12 protein-coding genes are annotated in these 16,700 nt (G+C 60.3%); 3 read left to right on the top strand and 9 right to left on the bottom strand.

Annotated elements, in window-relative coordinates; all coding sequences use genetic code 11:
• Positions 1 to 130 precede the first annotated feature (130 nt).
• Both VGN12_00690 and VGN12_00685 read left to right on the top strand, forming a co-directional pair.
• On the top strand, positions 131 to 775 hold the full coding sequence (locus VGN12_00690; GenBank protein HEY4307941.1) for a hypothetical protein: 645 nt from the start codon (positions 131 to 133) through the stop codon (positions 773 to 775).
• Positions 776 to 1,124: 349 nt separating this feature from the next.
• Positions 1,125 to 2,396 (top strand): tetratricopeptide repeat protein, encoded by a 1,272-nt coding sequence (locus VGN12_00685; GenBank protein HEY4307940.1) that lies wholly within the window; start codon positions 1,125 to 1,127, stop codon positions 2,394 to 2,396.
• Between the two features lie 24 nt (positions 2,397 to 2,420).
• Here the strand turns inward: VGN12_00685 and VGN12_00680 are convergent, their stop codons facing one another.
• From VGN12_00680 to VGN12_00650, 7 genes are all read right to left on the bottom strand, one after another.
• A complete protein-coding gene (locus VGN12_00680; protein HEY4307939.1) occupies positions 2,421 to 4,715 on the bottom strand; it encodes a redoxin domain-containing protein in 2,295 nt (764 codons plus the stop codon).
• A gap of 193 nt (positions 4,716 to 4,908) precedes the next feature.
• Complete coding sequence (locus VGN12_00675; protein HEY4307938.1) at positions 4,909 to 5,343, bottom strand: hypothetical protein; 435 nt, start codon at positions 5,341 to 5,343, stop codon at positions 4,909 to 4,911.
• Between the two features lie 15 nt (positions 5,344 to 5,358).
• Positions 5,359 to 6,210 carry a cyclase family protein gene (locus VGN12_00670; protein ID HEY4307937.1) on the bottom strand — a complete coding sequence of 284 codons (852 nt, stop codon included), beginning with the start codon at positions 6,208 to 6,210 and terminating at the stop codon, positions 5,359 to 5,361.
• A 141-nt stretch (positions 6,211 to 6,351) separates the two neighbouring features.
• Positions 6,352 to 7,692, bottom strand: coding sequence for a formylmethanofuran dehydrogenase subunit B (locus VGN12_00665; protein ID HEY4307936.1), 1,341 nt, complete (start codon positions 7,690 to 7,692; stop codon positions 6,352 to 6,354).
• An 85-nt stretch (positions 7,693 to 7,777) separates the two neighbouring features.
• A complete protein-coding gene (locus VGN12_00660) occupies positions 7,778 to 9,166 on the bottom strand; it encodes a DUF1501 domain-containing protein (GenBank protein ID HEY4307935.1) in 1,389 nt (462 codons plus the stop codon).
• A gap of 106 nt (positions 9,167 to 9,272) precedes the next feature.
• Positions 9,273 to 12,200, bottom strand: a complete 2,928-nt coding sequence (locus tag VGN12_00655; GenBank protein ID HEY4307934.1) for a PSD1 and planctomycete cytochrome C domain-containing protein — start codon at positions 12,198 to 12,200, stop codon at positions 9,273 to 9,275.
• Between the two features lie 219 nt (positions 12,201 to 12,419).
• Positions 12,420 to 12,707 carry a hypothetical protein gene (locus VGN12_00650; GenBank protein HEY4307933.1) on the bottom strand — a complete coding sequence of 96 codons (288 nt, stop codon included), beginning with the start codon at positions 12,705 to 12,707 and terminating at the stop codon, positions 12,420 to 12,422.
• Positions 12,708 to 13,127: 420 nt separating this feature from the next.
• On the opposite strand from VGN12_00650, the gene VGN12_00645 reads away from it, so the two are divergent.
• Entirely contained in the window at positions 13,128 to 15,014 is a 1,887-nt protein-coding gene (locus VGN12_00645) for an SHD1 domain-containing protein (GenBank protein HEY4307932.1), read from the top strand.
• A gap of 71 nt (positions 15,015 to 15,085) precedes the next feature.
• Here the strand turns inward: VGN12_00645 and VGN12_00640 are convergent, their stop codons facing one another.
• A complete protein-coding gene (locus VGN12_00640) occupies positions 15,086 to 15,865 on the bottom strand; it encodes a PIG-L deacetylase family protein (GenBank protein ID HEY4307931.1) in 780 nt (259 codons plus the stop codon).
• A 10-nt stretch (positions 15,866 to 15,875) separates the two neighbouring features.
• On the bottom strand, positions 15,876 to 16,658 hold the full coding sequence (locus tag VGN12_00635; protein HEY4307930.1) for an SDR family NAD(P)-dependent oxidoreductase: 783 nt from the start codon (positions 16,656 to 16,658) through the stop codon (positions 15,876 to 15,878).
• Positions 16,659 to 16,700 lie beyond the last annotated feature (42 nt).

Here is a 16,700-nt window from a genome sequence, read left to right as displayed (position 1 = left end):
TCTCAGTGACACATATTCGGCTCCTGCGGGCCGATAACGAGAAAAGGCGCCCTACCCGCATACCAGCCGGCCGCGAGCAATCGGCGGCGCCAAGCTCTGCTCGCTGCGCGTTTCGCGAAGAGGTTCTTTCATGATTCGTTCCCTGCTCGTCGCACCACTCTTGGTCGGTGCCGCCCTGTCGTCAAAGGCAACCTTGGCGCAGTCGGCGGGCATGCCTGCCGAGGCCCAATGCCAAGACGGTGACGCCAAGCCGGAAGGAAATTTCTTCAAGCGAGCCTGGTATTCGGTCTGCCGCGACTTCAAGCGCAACAACAACTGGCCGGATCCCTTTGTCGCGGCCGATCGCGCAAATACCCGCGTCCATTTCGATCTTGATACGGCCAATGGCTGGCGCGTGCAGAACACGCTTGGCGAGCAGTACTTCGTCGACGAGGGCACTCAACTCACCGAAGCCGGCCGATTGAAGGTCGCCGCCATCATTAATCAAACCCCGCTGTGCTATCGGGCGATTTTCGTGCTTCGCGACCCAACCCCCGAAACGACCGCTGGCCGAGTGGTCTCGATACAAGAGGCCGCTGTCGCCGTCCTGGGCGATCGGCCGCCGGTGCCGATCTTCGAGACTTACGACAAGCCGCGTGGCGCGCCCGCCTACTACGTCGACGAAGTTACGCGCCGCTACCAGGCCACGATTCCCGATCCACGTCTGCCTGAGGATGACGGCAGCAGTTCGCTGTCCGGCGGGGGCGGCGGAAGCGGGAGCGGCAACGGCCAATAGCAGCTAACACATTTCGCCCCGCTCCACACGGAGCGCCCATCTCAGGGGCAACGGTCCTACTGGCAAAATTGGGAATCAGTACTGACTTGCGGTGCCGCTGCTAGCAGACCTGGCCGGGTGTACCAAACGTTCGCACTGCCGGACGAGCCAGCGGCGGGCTACCGACTTACGTTTGCACGACCCGAAGGTTTAACGCCACGGCGTTCCACCCCGCTTACCGGCGCCGCCTGTCTTTACCCTGACGATCCTTAGGGATTCGCCGATCTGCCAGTTCGCTTACAGCCGGCGATCCAGCGCGACCGAAGAAGTATACCGACACCGCGAAATCGTTCTCTTCGAGATAATTGCGATGGTTTATTTAAGTCTCAAGCTTCCGCGCTGCCAAATCAATACGCAGCGCGAGGCAACTCGTCGAGGTCCGGGCAGGCATTTGCTTGCAGCGCTGGCCCTTGGCGCCACAGTCGCATTAGCGGGTTGCGTCAGCACGAATTCGACGGATCCCGGTTTTGGCCAGCAGGACCAAGCGCAGTCGAACAGTTCGAAGCTAGCGGCCTTTAGTCCCGCGGCGATCGGCAGGAGTGTTAGCGGTACCTTCAAAGCCGGCACGGACAAGGTCAGCAAAGCCTTTAAGCCTCAGCCGCCGAAGCCGGAAGAGATGCCGACTACCGAGGAGACCGTTGGCTGGTGGCCCTTTAACAAGAAGGATGACGGACCCGGCGCTGATTTCTTCGTGTCATTGGCACGTGTTCATGAACAAACCGGCGACCTTGCCCGAGCCTCCGGAGAGTACGAAAAGGCGCTGGCCATCGATCACGATAACTCCGCGGGACTGGTCGGTTGCGCGCACCTTCTCGATCGCCAGGGAGAGAAGGTCAAGGCAGTTCAGTATTACAGCCGCGCCGCGAAGCTGTATCCCGAAGATGCCTCGGTCGCGAACGACCTCGGTCTCTGCTATGCACGGCAAGGGAAATTCGACCTGGCGCTCGAGTATCTTGGCAAAGCCGTCACACTGCAGCCCGATCGGCAGTTGTATCGCAACAACATCGCCACGGTTCTTGTCGAAATGGGTCGCGTCAACGAGGCCGTTGCGCAAGTGGCGGCCGTCTATGGAGAGCCAATTGCGCATTACAACGTTGGCGTTCTGTTGAAACAGACCGGCAAACGAAATGCGGCCATCCAACAGTTCGCCTTGGCGGTTGAGAAAGATCCGGGCTTGAACGAAGCCCGCGAGTGGTTGGATCGCATGAACGCCGAGGAACCGCCGCGTGAACAGTTGGCCGAGGTGCAAACCATTGATTCGTCAGCCAGCAATGGCCGGGGAATCCCCACGGCACACTCTCAGCCGGTGACGAGCGAAGCGGTGGCAATTTCACCGAAGCCAGCCTCACCGGCGCGCGTCGCATCCCGACCCATCGCCAAGGAAACGCCGCGGTACGATGCGCCGGCTACAAGCGACGCCACGAAAACCGAAGTCGTCGCCGCGCCGGTCGCGCCTCCGGTCCCGGCAACTCCCGCGACCCCTATAGCCCCCGTGCCCAATGCTTCCGTCGGAGTCCCCGCCGTCGACGTCGGCGCGGTCCCCGCTACGCAGTTGAATTACGTGCCGCCTAGCCGGTACTAACGCTCCGCCTTAAATCCCGGCCTGCTACTTGGCACCGAGGCGCTGTGTGATTTCCTTCAGGAAGTCGACGGCAGCGGCAGGGAAGGCCTCTTTTTCTTTGCTCCAGTAGCTGATCAGGGCCGGCTGCCCATCGATCGTAATCGGCAGATGCATGCTGGATCCCAGCGCCCGCCGCATCGCTACCATATCAGCGCCCTGCTCAAGCAGTTGGGCATTGACGACCGGCTGCCCCGCCTGGATGTAACCGGCCAAGGTCGATTCTGTGGCCGGATAGCTACGTTCGACGCCCCCCAGAGGATAGCTTAGCACGACGGGCTGAGCGACCTGCACGAACACGAGCTTCGCGTCGTCGATCCGACTGACGCAAATGCGATCGATCTGCGGTAGCTCCTTCGTCACCCGATCCAGCAACTTTTCCATCGCAGCGGTGGACTTCAAGGCGCCTTCGGCCGCGCGGGATATCGCCTTGCTGACGTGCGGTGCGTTCCCTTTCAGGCCCGCGACGAAACGAGACGCTCGCGTTTGGTCAGGGCTCACATCCTGTGGGTAGATGTCGTCGGTCTCGGTGAACCAGCCGATCATCATCTCTTCCCAGGTCTGATCTCCCCAGGAGACGGGCGAGTTCGGGTCCGGATTCGCAAGGTTACCGTCCGAATTGTCGAAATGCGCCAGGCACTGCAGCTCGGTGCCGGCGGGCACGAACTTTGGCGATTCAAGCAGGTACGTTACCTGCCAGTTAAAGTCGTAACGGGGCACGTTCAAGATCGTCTCCGACTTACCATCCGGGTATTTCAGATCGTAACGGAACGACTTGCCGCGCAAGTGCATGTGCGGAGTCAGATTGATCAGCATCGCATCCTTGGCAAACTTATGCGCCGACTTCACGGGGTAATTTTCCGCTTGCGCCGGAATCGTGAACGAAGGATTGATCGCCATCCGCACGTCCATGCCGCGCGTCACTTCCTCAGGCTTCGCAAAGAAGAACCCGACACTGGTGTGATCCTTCTGGGGGCTGCCGTTGGGGGTGTAGTGCATCTGAAACAGCAACTTCGTCCCCGCCTTGACGTGCGTGGCTGCCCCTTGCGGCCCCGTGGCCGGCGGCGTACCCGGCGCTGCTCCGGCGATCAGACGTACCGAATCGTCGCCGAGCCCTGGATTAATGCCGGTACCTAGCGGACCATTGAGCTTCGCCAGGTCGTTCGAGGCGTCCACGGCGAACACAAAGATATGATGCACAATCGAACGGTTGCCCAGCAGGCATTCGGTTGCCTTGATCCAGCGATCCTCGGTCCACCCCGGATCGACCATGAAATACTCGTATTCCACGGTTCCTTCGGCCGGAACCTCGTAAGGCTTATCGTTCATGTACACGACCTGGTCGGGCTGGCCCAACTGCCAGTTCTCGGGGTAGTCGATCGGCTTGGGAAGATCAGCCGGATTCCCCTCGGGGGCGCCGTTCTTTACCCAGGTGTACAGCGTTTGCTTGTCGGCATCACTCATGCTGCGGTCGTTATGAAACTTGCCGAACGCGGGATCAGCATGCCACGGCGGCATCCGTTGATCGTGTACCACTTCCTCGATCATGTCCGCCCAGCCGGATACCTCTTCGTAGTTCGTCAAAGCAAACGGCGCGATCTGCCCCGGTCGATGACATTCGACGCAATTGGTTTGCAGAATCCGCGCGACCTGATTGCTGTAAGTGACGTCCGATTTGGCATCGGGCTCTCGTACGCGCCCGATCAGGCAGCCCGGCGTGATGCTGTGCGGCTGGCTAACCGTCTTGCCGGCCAGCAGTTCATCCAGCGCGGTCGCCAGGTGACGGTGGCGGACCTTCGCCTGGGCATAGCCCGAGCTGTTACCTAGGCCGTATTGATCGTCGATGCGGCCGGCGTATCGGACGACGCGATCCTTGTCGAGCAAGTACACCTCGGGCGTGCGCAGCGCGCCGAGCTGGTCGGCAATCGTATTGCCAACGTCCTTCAAGATCGGAAACGTCACGCCGTGCGTGCGTGCGTAGTTGGCAATCTCGGCGATCGAGTCCTGACGATTGGAATCGATGCCCAGGAAAGTTACGCCCTGGTCCTTGTATTGCTTGGCGAGTTCTTCCAAGCGCTGACCGTACATTTTGGCCAGCGGGCATTCGGTTCCCAGGAAGGCCACGACCACTGCTTTGCTTCCGGCGAATTCGGCAAGCGACGTCTCGCGTCCGCGGTAATCGCGCGCTTTGAAGTCCTTAACGGTAGTTCCGACGGGCGAGTCCGCGGCAAACGCCGAGGTAGCCACGAACAAAGCCAGGCACGTTAGCAACGAAAGTCGCATCGCCAAATCTCCTGTGAGGGCGTGTAACAGCCGCGCCGGCAAAATAGAAGCCGGCTGCGGTCGCTGATTATCAACTCGTTACCGCCAGCCCGGCCGAAGGGCCGAGCATTGCCACCGGCTAAGATAACTAAAAGCAAAGCCGCTGGCGAGTTCAGAGTTCGTGAAATCGGTCGGGGGGTGAAGCGAACGCATTTCACGGATAAGAGAACTGCTCGCCGGCCGCGCTCGGCAGGTCGGTCGAAATGGGCACATTATCCTGCCGCAACCACCCCACGTATTCGGCCGAGGGAGGGTCCGGCGGATAGTGCGCCGGATAGACCGGATTCGCATAACGCCCGGGCCCTAAGAGCGTTCCGTTCACCAATAACGCCCCCTCGATATCCTGGCGGCGAAAGCATTGCCCGTCCGGCAGGAACCAAGACTGCGTCCCGCAACCGACGAACCGACCGCGCCAATCCCGCTGGACCCGAAATCGCGCCGCCAGGGTACCGTCATCGCGCCGGATTTCTACATCGAGTGGGCGCAGCCACCAGGCCAGTCCGGCGGCCACCAGGGCGACCGCGACGAGCAACGTGCTCAGCCGAAAGTGCCAAGGACGTAATCGAATGGTCAGCCCTTTCCAGAACAATGGGACTCGGCGTCGTTACGGCACGAGAGCTATAATACGCAACGGGCCGCCACTGCCCCCCGAGATTTTCATCGGCAGCGCGACGATCGTGAAGCCGCTGGCAGACAGCGTCTCGAGGTTCGCCACGTTCTCAAAGGCTGGCGTATTGTGCGAACACAGCACGACGTGCGTACTAAAGGTTCGCGACTGCCCACGATCGATGCTGGCCGTATCGATACCGATCGCGCGGATTTTCCGTTGCTCGACGAGCCAACGGGCGGCCTCCGGCGCGACGCCCGGGAAGTGCAGCTTGGCGACGGCCTCTTTCCCTGTTTCGGCCGTGCCTAGATATTGCTCGCGATCCGGCCAGAAACGCGACCAGCCGGTACGCACGAGCACGATCTTGCCGTCGAGCCGAGCGCCTTGTCGTTGTTCCCAATCCTCGAAGTCTGTCACCGTCACGAGATAGTCGCGATCCTTTTGACACATCTCTGCGACATTGACCATCGCACCCGGCCCGACCAACCGCTCGAGCGGAATCGCATCAACCGTCTCGGCATCCTTGAAAAAGTGAATCGGAGCGTCGACGTGCGTCCCACTATGCTCGGCCGTACGAAAGCGGTTGGCACTATAGAACCACCCCCCGTCGGTTCCCCCGAACGGCCCACGTTCCAGATGAAATGGAATTTCCGTCGGCCAATAGACGTTCTTTTCATCGAAGGCGTGCGTCAGGTCCAACGTACGCACGTCCTGGCCCAGCACAACCGCTGAGGCAGGTTTGGCGGTAGGAATATCTTTCGATTCGGCTTGTCGGGGTAGCTGACTTAGATTCAGTACGGCAAGCACAACGCCTCCCACCACACAGGTACCGATCAACTGCCGAAGCATATTCAGGCCTCCGATTTTCAACGATCGCCGTACGCGCGCTGGCAATCACGCCGGGACATGAAGAACAAGAATGCCAGACGAAAAAGTCTACGTCATGCCCAAGGGCGAGGGCATCCCGATGGTATGCGGCGCCGAATGGTTTTACACAACCCGGGTACGCTCTTTGACCGGCAGACTTTTTCCATAGCCGCGCAGTGCCTTCACCCGTGCCTCGATGCGCGACAAGATCTCGGCGTCGGTAGACAAGGGAGAATCCACTGTTGAACGCAACCAGAGCGGCACATCGTCCATGCGATTCATGGTCCCACTCCCACCCAGCCCGGCAGCCGCCGTGCGGAAGGCAACTCGACTGGACGGCAAACCAGACGAGCCGTCCGCATCCAAGCTAATAGCCGGGATCGTTGCCAGGTGGTCCCGCGCTGCGTGCGGCAGCTCGGCGAGCAACTCGCTACCGACCACGAGCGCGGCATCAGGCTCACCGCGAGAAAGCGTCTCGGCGGCCGTGTACTCGCCAGGACCGAAGCGAGGATATCCGCGGGCCTGGTTTACGCCGAAAGGATAGCCCGTCGTCCACAGCAGTACGTCATCCGCGCCCGCTCGATTTCCCCTGCCGCGCATCGGCAAGCAGACGAAGCGGGTGTAGATATTCAAATCCCGGGTCAACGCCATGAGCGCATCGGCGTTGACGTACCGACCGCGAGTCTTCAATAGCCCGTCGCCAAAAAACAGCACGCCAAAATGTGCTGCTTTCATCTGCCGCGCCAAATCCTGCCAGGAAGCGAGAGATACACCGGTGGACCGCTGTACAAAATTCGAATCGAGGTCGATTCCCTGTACCAAAGCACGCAGGATCCAAAGTGCCTCGAAATCGCACGCCGGCTTGATCTGCAGAAACGAGTCCGCAATCTCCGCGGTCCGGGTCCGTGTCACGTCAACCACGACGCAAGTGCGGTCCGCTCGGCCGCGCGGCACGAACATGCCTGCCGCTTCGAGACTGTAGCGCTCAAAATGCCGCGGATGACTTTCGGCAGGATCGCTGCCCCAGAAAATCACCAAGTCGCCGCGATGGCGAACTTCGCCCAGCGTGCAGGTCACCTCGCCGACACCGGCAAACGACGTCCCAGAGACACCATGATAGGCGCTCGTGGCAGTGTCGATGTTCGCACCGATCCAGTCGCCGATGGCCACCGCGGCGCGCTGCGCCTCACTTGTTGCATGGCTCAGTCCGTAAACCAATGGGAATCGCGCCGCGGCCAGGATCCGCGCGGCCTCGTCCACGGCCTGGTCGATGGTAACCGCGCGGCCGGCAATCGTAGCGGGGGGCCAATCGTTGCCATAGTCGCGCAAGAACATCTCGCAGCCCAGATCGCACGCTTCGTTCGCTTCGATAACGCGCGCATCTGCAACGACGACCTCGATGTCGTCACACAGACATCCGCAGGCGGTGCATACCGCATCACGAATAACGTTACGAACGTTCATACAGAGTTACCGATCGCGGTCCTGCAGCACTGTTGCAGCGGAATAAACAACAACTGCCGCAAAAGTTGACTGGTCGACGCCGGATTTACGCAATCAGCGCCTTGACGACCTGCCCATGGACATCCGTCAAACGGAAGTCACGCCCGGCGTAGCGATAGGTCAATTGCTTATGATCGAATCCGAGCAAATGCAGGAGCGTGGCGTGCAGGTCGTGAACATGAACCTTATTTTCCACCGCCTGAAAGCCGAATTCGTCGGTGGCGCCATAGACCTGGCCCCCTTTAACGCCGCCGCCGGCCAACCACATCGAAAAGCCGTAGTGGTTATGGTCGCGGCCGTTCACTTTGCCCGCATTCGCGCCGGCTTGTGGCAGCTCGACCGTGGGCGTACGACCGAATTCTCCGCCCCACACGACGAGCGTTTCATCAAGCAATCCGCGTTGCTTCAAGTCACGCAATAGCGCAGCGATCGCCCGATCGCACTGTCCGGCCAGCTTACGATGATTGACCTCGATATCGTCGTGATTATCCCACGGCTGTCCCGCGCCGTGCCAGCATTGAACAAAACGAACACCGCGTTCGATCAATCGGCGGGCAATCAACAACTGCCGCGCTTGCACCCCTTCGCCATAAGCATCGAGAATATGCCGTGGCTCGCGAGCCACATCAAAGGCGTCGCCCGCCTCCATTTGCATCCGATAGGCCAATTCGAGTGAGTGAATGCGCGATTCCAGCGCCTCGTCCCCCGCGCGGCGCACCAGGTGCCGCCGATTCAATTCTTGAACCAGGTCGAGCTGTCGCCGCTGATCCTCGCGCGAGAGTGCCGTGTTGCGCACGTTCTCGACCAGCTTCTCCAGCTCGGTATGTTGCGTATTGATGTACGTTCCCTGGAACGCACCAGGTAGGAAGGCGGACTGCCAATTCTCGGCATCCTTGATCGGGTATCCGCCCGGACACATGGCGATAAAGCCGGGCAGATTCTGATTCTCTGTTCCCAGGCCATAGGTCGTCCACGAGCCAAAGCTCGGGCGAGGCAAGCGCGACTCGCCGCAGTTCATCAGCATCAGCGACGGTTCATGGTTCGGCACGTCAGCATGCATCGAGCGAATGATCGCCATGTCGTCGACATGCTCGGCCACATGCGAAAACAGCTCGCTAACTTCCAGGCCGCTTTGACCGTATTTCGCAAATTTGAACGGCGAAGGAAATGCGGCGCCCGTCTTGCGCTCGGTGCGCAAGTTCTCCATCGGCAACATTTGGCCAGCGTGCTTCGCTAGCGATGGCTTCGGATCGAACGTGTCGACATGCGAAGGCCCACCGTTGGCAAAAATATGAATCACATGCTTGGCCTTGGCGGCGAAATGCGGCGCACGCGCAATCATCGGGCTCGTCAGTCCACCAGAACCGGTGGCAGTCGCCGCCGCAGAAGTTGGCGCATCCAGCAAACCGGCAAGCCCCAGCATGCCCAGGCCCATGCCCGACCGACGCAGCATCTCACGGCGCGACAGCCCACTATCACCAGCCTGAATCCCGGCCGTGGCACTAAGCTTCTGTTTTTGACCGTGGCGCGCCATCGATTCCTCAATCAACAAACATGAACTCGTTGGATAATAGCAGCGCCTGAGCATATTGCTCCCAAGCCGAGAGCGGCGCGGCCAGATCAACGGCAACCGGCGCGGCAGGGACGGCTGATCCCGAGGACGCCCCGGTTTCTCCCTGCGTCGGAACCGGAGAAAGGCTTGCCACGAACGCTACGCCCAATTGCACTTCATCCGCCTCGGCCAGTCGCGCAAATGCCACCTGATACAAAGTCTGGACCTTGGCTGCCGGTTCGGTGGCCTGCGCCACTTCCGCTCGCCGTGCCAAGTACCGTGCCTGCTCCAGCACAAACGGAGAGTTCATCACGAACAATCCTTGCTGCGGCACCATCGTCGTGGGGCGCTGCGGTGTGCTCACATCCGGGCTGGCAAAATCAAACATTCGAAAGATGCCTGGCAAATCCTGCCGATCCACAAAGGCGTAAATCGAGCGTCGCGTACTGTACGGCTGAGCCCAAATGTCGATCGACCGCCCTTCGAGCGCCGTGTCCAATCGCCCCGACAAGGCCAAGAACGAATCACGCATGGCCTCGAAATCCAGCCGCCGCCGATTGGCGCGCCATAGAAAACGATTCTCGGGATCGTTCGTACGACACTCAGTTCGATCGTCGCTCGCTTGACCATACGTCTGCGACAATACAATCATGCGGTGCAGCCGCTTCAACGACCAGCCCTCGTCCATAAACCACCGAGCGAGGAAGTCGAGTAATTGCGGATGGGTCGGCGGTTCGCTGCGCAGCCCGAAATCCCCGGGGGTGCGCACCAGTGGGGTGCCGAAATGATGCATCCAAACCCGATTGACCATGACCCGCGCGGTCAGGGGGTTATCGGCGCTCGCGATCGCTTGCGCCATCTCCAGCCGACCACTGGCATTAGCAAAAGGTTTGCCCGGCTCGGCTGCCAGGAATTGCACAAACCGGCGCGGCACTTCACGATCCGGGCGAGCCGGATCGCCACGTAGAAAAACGTGCGGCTGATGCGGCGTCGGTTGCTCGGCGAGCACCATCGCGCGCGGCGGCGCCGCCGGCGAGTTGACCTTGATCTCGTCGACGCTCTTGCGAAGCTTGTTCAGCTCGTTTTGCGTTGCGCGATCGAACACGCGCCGCGCCTCGTCCTCCGGTACAGCGGTCGGAGCGCCGTGAGTATACAGTGTCTGCCGCAATTGTTCGGCTGCGTCATCGGGCAGGCGCTCGGCCGGCTTGGCTGACTCGCCGGCGGCCGTGGGCGCCGGTAGTTGCAATACGGCCTGCCACTGCTTTTCGATCTCGCTTAGCACATCGCCGTATGTCCGCGCCACGTCGAGCATCGAATCGGGGGGCGTTCGCTTAGCGAACTCTTCGCGCACCAGTCGATTCACAGACCGGCCTGGTTCATCTCCTTTGGCGAGCCGCTCGACGATGCCACGCGCCCCTTCGTCGAATCGGTCGCGAGGCAAGGCCGCGAATTCGTGCCATAGGGCAAACACCGGCTCGACATCGCTTGAAGTCCGCTCAAGATATTGCTTCCATCGCCGCACGACCGCCGGACGAAGCTCGTCCGGATTGAACGACAGGTCGGCGTCATCCGGCAACGAATCCTTCATCGTGTCGATGACGACCTGGCACAGATAATCCTTGACCCGTGCCCGCAGATCGTTCAGCAATTCGCGATACTTGGTATCCCGGAACGTATTGAACGCCTGCTCGCGTTTTGCTAGCTCCGCGACGAACTGTTGATACGCCTCGCTCTCCCGGGGCTCGCCGATCAGTGGCGGCTCGGCCGGCTCGTTGCTGCTGGCAATGACGCCATACAGCGAATAGTAATCATCGGTTGGCACCGGATCGTATTTGTGGTCGTGACAGCGTGCACAGGTGACCGTCAATCCCATCAGCCCACGCGTCACAACGTCGATTCGGTCATCGATAATGTCATGAATGTTGTTGCTGAAGCGACGCCCGACGGTAAGAAATCCCATCGCGGCCAGGTCGCGCTTATCAGCCACGTCCAATTGATCGGCGGCGAGTTGCTGCAAGATAAACTGATCGTACGGTCGGTCCTCATTCAAGGCGCGAACGACGTAGTCGCGATACGTATACGCGTAGGGATACCGGCGATCCTCGGTAAATACATAACCTTTCGTGTCCGAGTAGCGCGCCACGTCCAGCCAGTGCCGTCCCCAACGCTGACCGTAAGCGGGCGACGCCAGCATCCGGTCGACCACTTTGGCAAAAGCGTCCGGCGCCGCGTCGTTCACGAACTCGTCAACTTCGGCGGCTGTCGGCGGTAACCCCAACAGGTCGAACGAAAGGCGCCGTAAAAGCGTTCGTCGGTCTGCCTGCGGCGAAGGACGCAAACCGTGCTTGTCGAGTTCAGCGAAGACGAACCGATCGATGGGATTCTCATTCCAGGCCGCCTCTTGTGCGTTGGGCAACTCGGGACGTACGACCGGCCGGTAGGCCCAGTGCGTTGCTTTCGCTCGCACAGCCCGCTGGGGCATGGTTTCGACGGTCGCCTGCGGCGCGGCGCTCCCCCACGGTACGCCCATTTTCACCCACGTCGTCAGCAGGACCAGCTCTTTGTCCTCGAGCTTGCCTGCCGGCGGCATCTGCACATTTCCCTCATAGCGGACCGCGTGGATCAGCGAACTTTTATCGGGTTCGCCAGGCACGACCACCGCCGCTGCATCGCTTCCCTTCAAAAGTGCCTCGCGCGAGTCAAGCCGCAAACCCGCCTCTTGCTTGTCCGGCCCGTGGCATTCCAGGCAGCGCGCGACCAGCATCGGCCGGACCTGGCTCTCGAAGAATCTCTCGGCATCGGCCGACGCGACACTTTCCGGGTTCGTCGCGGCGGGTGCGGCCTCGGCGGCGCGCACAACCGCGCGCATCGAAGCCAGGGCAAGTGAACCAAGAAATAGCGCGCGGGCAAGCCGCATCAATCCGTTCCTCTTTCCCCTGGCGCCGCAGGCGGGGCACGCAGCACAGGGTCTTCGTCGCGGGGCAGGGGCCGATTGTGGGGTGGCGTTTCGCAAAGCGGCCACCGGCCGGCGAACCGGCAGCCAGAAAACGCATGCCTGGATTGTAATGTGTTGAGGGGGCGGGTGTCAAAGTTTCGACCGCCGGACAAGCCCCCTCCGGCCGAGCGATTGCGCGAATTAATCGTGCGATCTCACCACAGCACACAGCATCTGGCAAACCTGAGAGGCGGTTATGGCCTCGCGATGTTCGTCGAGGGGCGGAATCGCCCGGGGCTTCTTCTGCTTTGTGCCGATCAGTTCGGCAACGTCAATGTAAGAGAATTGCGAGGTCAGCAGGAATTCTCGGTTTTTGAACGCGAGTGTTGCGGTCCAGCCGTGCGGCGACCTCCGGTAGGAAACCAAGGACCATTCGGCAGGAAGGATTTGCAGCAGATCCTGCAAGTTGTCGTCAATCTCTCGGGCCATTGGTGACTCTGACGATTTGTACGTTTGGGACGCTGCACTACACCATCGGTCGCGCCATTACGCGGGCAAGCCGACGAGCCCGATCGCCGTTGAAACGACCATCCCGCCACGTTCCAAATACCGGCAAGCTCGTACCGACAATTGTCAACGCTAGGGTGCAAACCAACCGGTCGAATATTAGAATCTAAACGCCCGCTGCGGGCCATCAAAACACTGCCGACGCTTTATGAAAGACTTGTAATGGCGAGACCAGGGGCTAATAACAATCGTCGAACGCTTCTTCTCGTTTTGGGAGCCATCATCGTCGCAGTTCTGTTATCCGCAGACAGCGTTCATGCGGCCCCCAAGCAACAACCGCCAAAATACAAAGTTGGGGATCGCGCCGTCTGGGAATTCGCTGGAAAGGAACACCCCGGCACCGTGGAATCGATCGATCGCAACAACGGTTGGATTACGTTGAAGCTCGACGATGGGGAATTCGGGGGCAGCCAGCGAGGCCCGGCCACGAAATTTCGCAAACTGGCGAAGAAGAAGCCGAAGCCTGCCGGCCGCGAAGAAAATCCCTTCGAAACCGTCGAGGAACGCGCGAACAAAGATGGCCCTCGCTCGTGGAGCGACCAGACAGGCAAGTTCAAAATCGAAGCCAGCCTTGTCAAAGTCGAAGACGAAGTCGTCACGCTGCTTCGAAAGGACGGTAAGGAAGTCGAGTTGCCCCTGGGCAAGCTTAGCGAGAAGGACCAGGAGTTCCTACAAAGCGTAACCGCTAATACGGCGGAAGACGGCGGTGTAGATGACGAAGGCTTCGATCGCGTCAACGTGGACGGCAGCCGAGCCCGCCCCCTCGACATCAGTCGCGGTGGAAGTTGGTCCTACGCGCCGGATGTCGCGTCGGCGCGTGCGATTCCCGACACGCGCATCGCGCTGGGGCCGAAGGCGTTCCACGAAAAGCCCTTTCAAGTCTTCGTTTCGCCAGAGAAGGATAAAGGAGTCGTTGTCTGGCTCGATTCGTTTCAGGGAAAGAAAGCACGCGTGCAATCGTGCGATTTAAAGCGCGACCGGGTCGAAAAAACCGCCGAATTCGCGCCAGGCCAGACTCCCATTGCCATTAGCGCCGACATGCGGACGGTCGTAGCGTTCAAAATCGCGGAACGCGAACGCGGCGATCTGTTTCTCTATGATCTGGACGGGCAGAAGCTGAAGCCGCGATTCACCTGGAGCCCCTTCGGGAATGCGGAAAAGAAAGATCAGAACATCCTCGCAGGGCGTTTTATCGATAAGGACCATCTCCTGACCATTAACACCGATGGCAACTATGCGTTGTGGGACCTTTCCGCCAAAGTGAGGCCGATCTGGCAGTCGTTAACGACCGCAAACAAGAAGCCGGCCTTGAGCGCGAACAGCAAGTACCTTGCCACCACCGTCGATGGCGGGATCGTGATCATCGAAACGTTGTCCGGAAAGAAGGCTGGCTTCATCGTCGCTGACGACCGCCAGAACGGGCTTTTGGCTTTCGATCCCGCAGGCCGTCAATTGGTCCTGGTTCTGCATGGCCAGGTGCGAGTGTGGGATTTGACCACTCGCGAGCAGACGTACGATTTCGCCTGCGATTGTCCGGCCTTCGACCAAGTCGTATGGGCCGATGAGAGTACGCTGCTGGTTGATGGCAAAACCGTCATTGACGTTCCGCATCGCGTGAAGACTTGGACCTACACCGGAACGCCCGTGGGATTGTTTGCCGGCGGACGGTATTTGTACGTCGAAGACGACAACAAGAATTGCGTACTGGCAAGCGGAACAGTACCCAATGACGAGGCACGAATGCTCGTCAAGTCGACTAGCGCCGACGAGTTACTGGCAATCAAACCCGGGGATGCAATTGCGCTGGATGTGCAAATGGGGGCTTATCAGCAGTCTCATGACAAGGTCGTCGCAGGGCTGAAGAAATCCTTGGAAGCCAACGGCATGCGCGTCGACGACAACAGCAATATCAAATTGGTAGTGACGGTGAAGCCAGGAGAGGTCAAGCAGATGGTTTCTCGAACCTTGGGCCGTGGAATGGCAACGCAGCAACTCTCGGTGCCGACCCAATTGACTTCGCTCACTTTTCAAATCAATGGCACCCCGGTGTGGAGCGGTGGCGGCGAGATTACCCCGAGACTCGTGCGCTCGAATCAGAACGAAACCGTCGAGGCCGCCATTCAGCGGCAAATCAACGAAAGCATCGCAAACATGGGGAATACAAAGATTCCGAAATACGTCGCGAACCTACCGGCCGACAAGGTTGCTGGAACGTCGAAAGCGCCCTGAGAGTTCGCGCGCCCCACCTGAACGCCCCCCCGTGGAGATTCGCATCAAACCGGGATAAGTCGGCTCCCGATTCAACTCCGCGGCTCGGCCTTAACGCATGCGGGGCGTAATGCGGCAACCAGCGGATCTGCATCCGCGGCGCAGAAGCCAAGATGGCTGTGCCGCCGCCACCCCTCGGCGAATTCGAATTGGCCGGATAGCCGGCCCACATCGCGGCATAGTTCGCGCATCGACGCGATATACGAATCGAGTCCTTGGCTTTCGTCGAGCCACTGCTTCTGGCTGGCGTGCGCGGCGAGCATCTGGCCTTTCGTTTCCAGTTGCGCGCCGATGTCGACGAAAATCTCCGGATGTACCGGCTGCCCGAGCCCATCCCGATTGCCATGGGGCTGGGCGTGATACACCGTCACCGGTTGATCCGTTGTCGATGTCGGGGGATCGACGGCAAAGTTGGGCATCCCGCGAGCGAACGCCGCCGTCACCGCCAACCGACAGGCGTTCGTATGATCCTCCATATAATCGGCCGGCGAGTGTGTCAGAACGATTTCAGGCGACACTTCGCGCAGGATAGCCGCCAGCCGTCCGAGCGTCGGCCGATCGTAAAAGATCTCCAAGTCGTTCGTCAGGCTCTCGTGAAACACCGCCCCGATGATCTGACAGGCTCGCATGGCCTCGTCGCGACGAATGCGCGCCGTGGTCAGGGCGTCGGTCATGCTCGAACCGCAACAGCCGTTGGCGACATTCATGTAATGCAGCTCATATCCAGCCTCGCGCAAATGCAAAAGTGTGCCGGCCATGACGAACTCGATGTCGTCTGGGTGCGCAGCAATCGCGAAAGCTCGTCGAGTCATGCCAGAATCCTTATTCCAATCGCGCATAGCCGGGATCGCCCTCGGGAATCAACCCTCGCCGCTGCCCGCTCCACCAAACCATGACCCGGCCGGCTAATTGTTCATCGGTAATCAGTCCCATGAGCGCGTCGGCTACTTCGTCGAGCGAAGTTAGCACGTCGGGCACGCCTTGTTCTGCTCGCTGCACGGGAGTCAGCGCGTTCCAATACTCCAACACCTCCGGCACCGCGATCCAATCTGGCACCAGGCAATTGACGCGTATATTATCGCTTTCACGCAACCAGCCCAACGTGGTGGTCAGGCGAGTCATCCCGGCCTTGGCGACGTCGTAGGCCGGTGATTTCGAGTGCTTGTGACCGTGGCCGAGCGCAGACGTCGAACCGATGTTGACGATTGCCCCGCCGCCGCGCCGGCGCATGATCGGAATGCAGGATCGCATCACGGCCATCGCCCCCAGCAGATCGATCTCGATTGGTTCGAACCACCAGTCCAGTGGTTCGCTGGCGTGATACGCCGGCGAGGCGTTGTTCACCAGGATGTCGACCCCGCCGAAGCTGGCGACGGCAAAATCCACAAGCGACTGCACTTCGTCGCGCCGGCCAATATCCGCCTGGCAGAACTGAGCGATCCCCCCCGCGGCTTCAATCAGTCGCACGGTTTCCCGGACCCCAGGTTCGTCGACGTCGCAGACCACAACCGCTGCGCCGTCGCGCGCCAGTCGCCGTGCGTAGGCCCGGCCCGATCCAACGCCCCCCGCGCCGGTGACAATCGCGACTTTGCCCTGCACATTCATGCGGTCGCCCTTTGCAAAGGATTGGCGCAACAAATCGCCGTG

It is taken from the genome of Pirellulales bacterium (genome assembly GCA_036499395.1).
Lineage (GTDB): Bacteria > Planctomycetota > Planctomycetia > Pirellulales > JACPPG01 > JACPPG01.
This window is presented reverse-complemented; position numbering and strand designations above follow the sequence as displayed.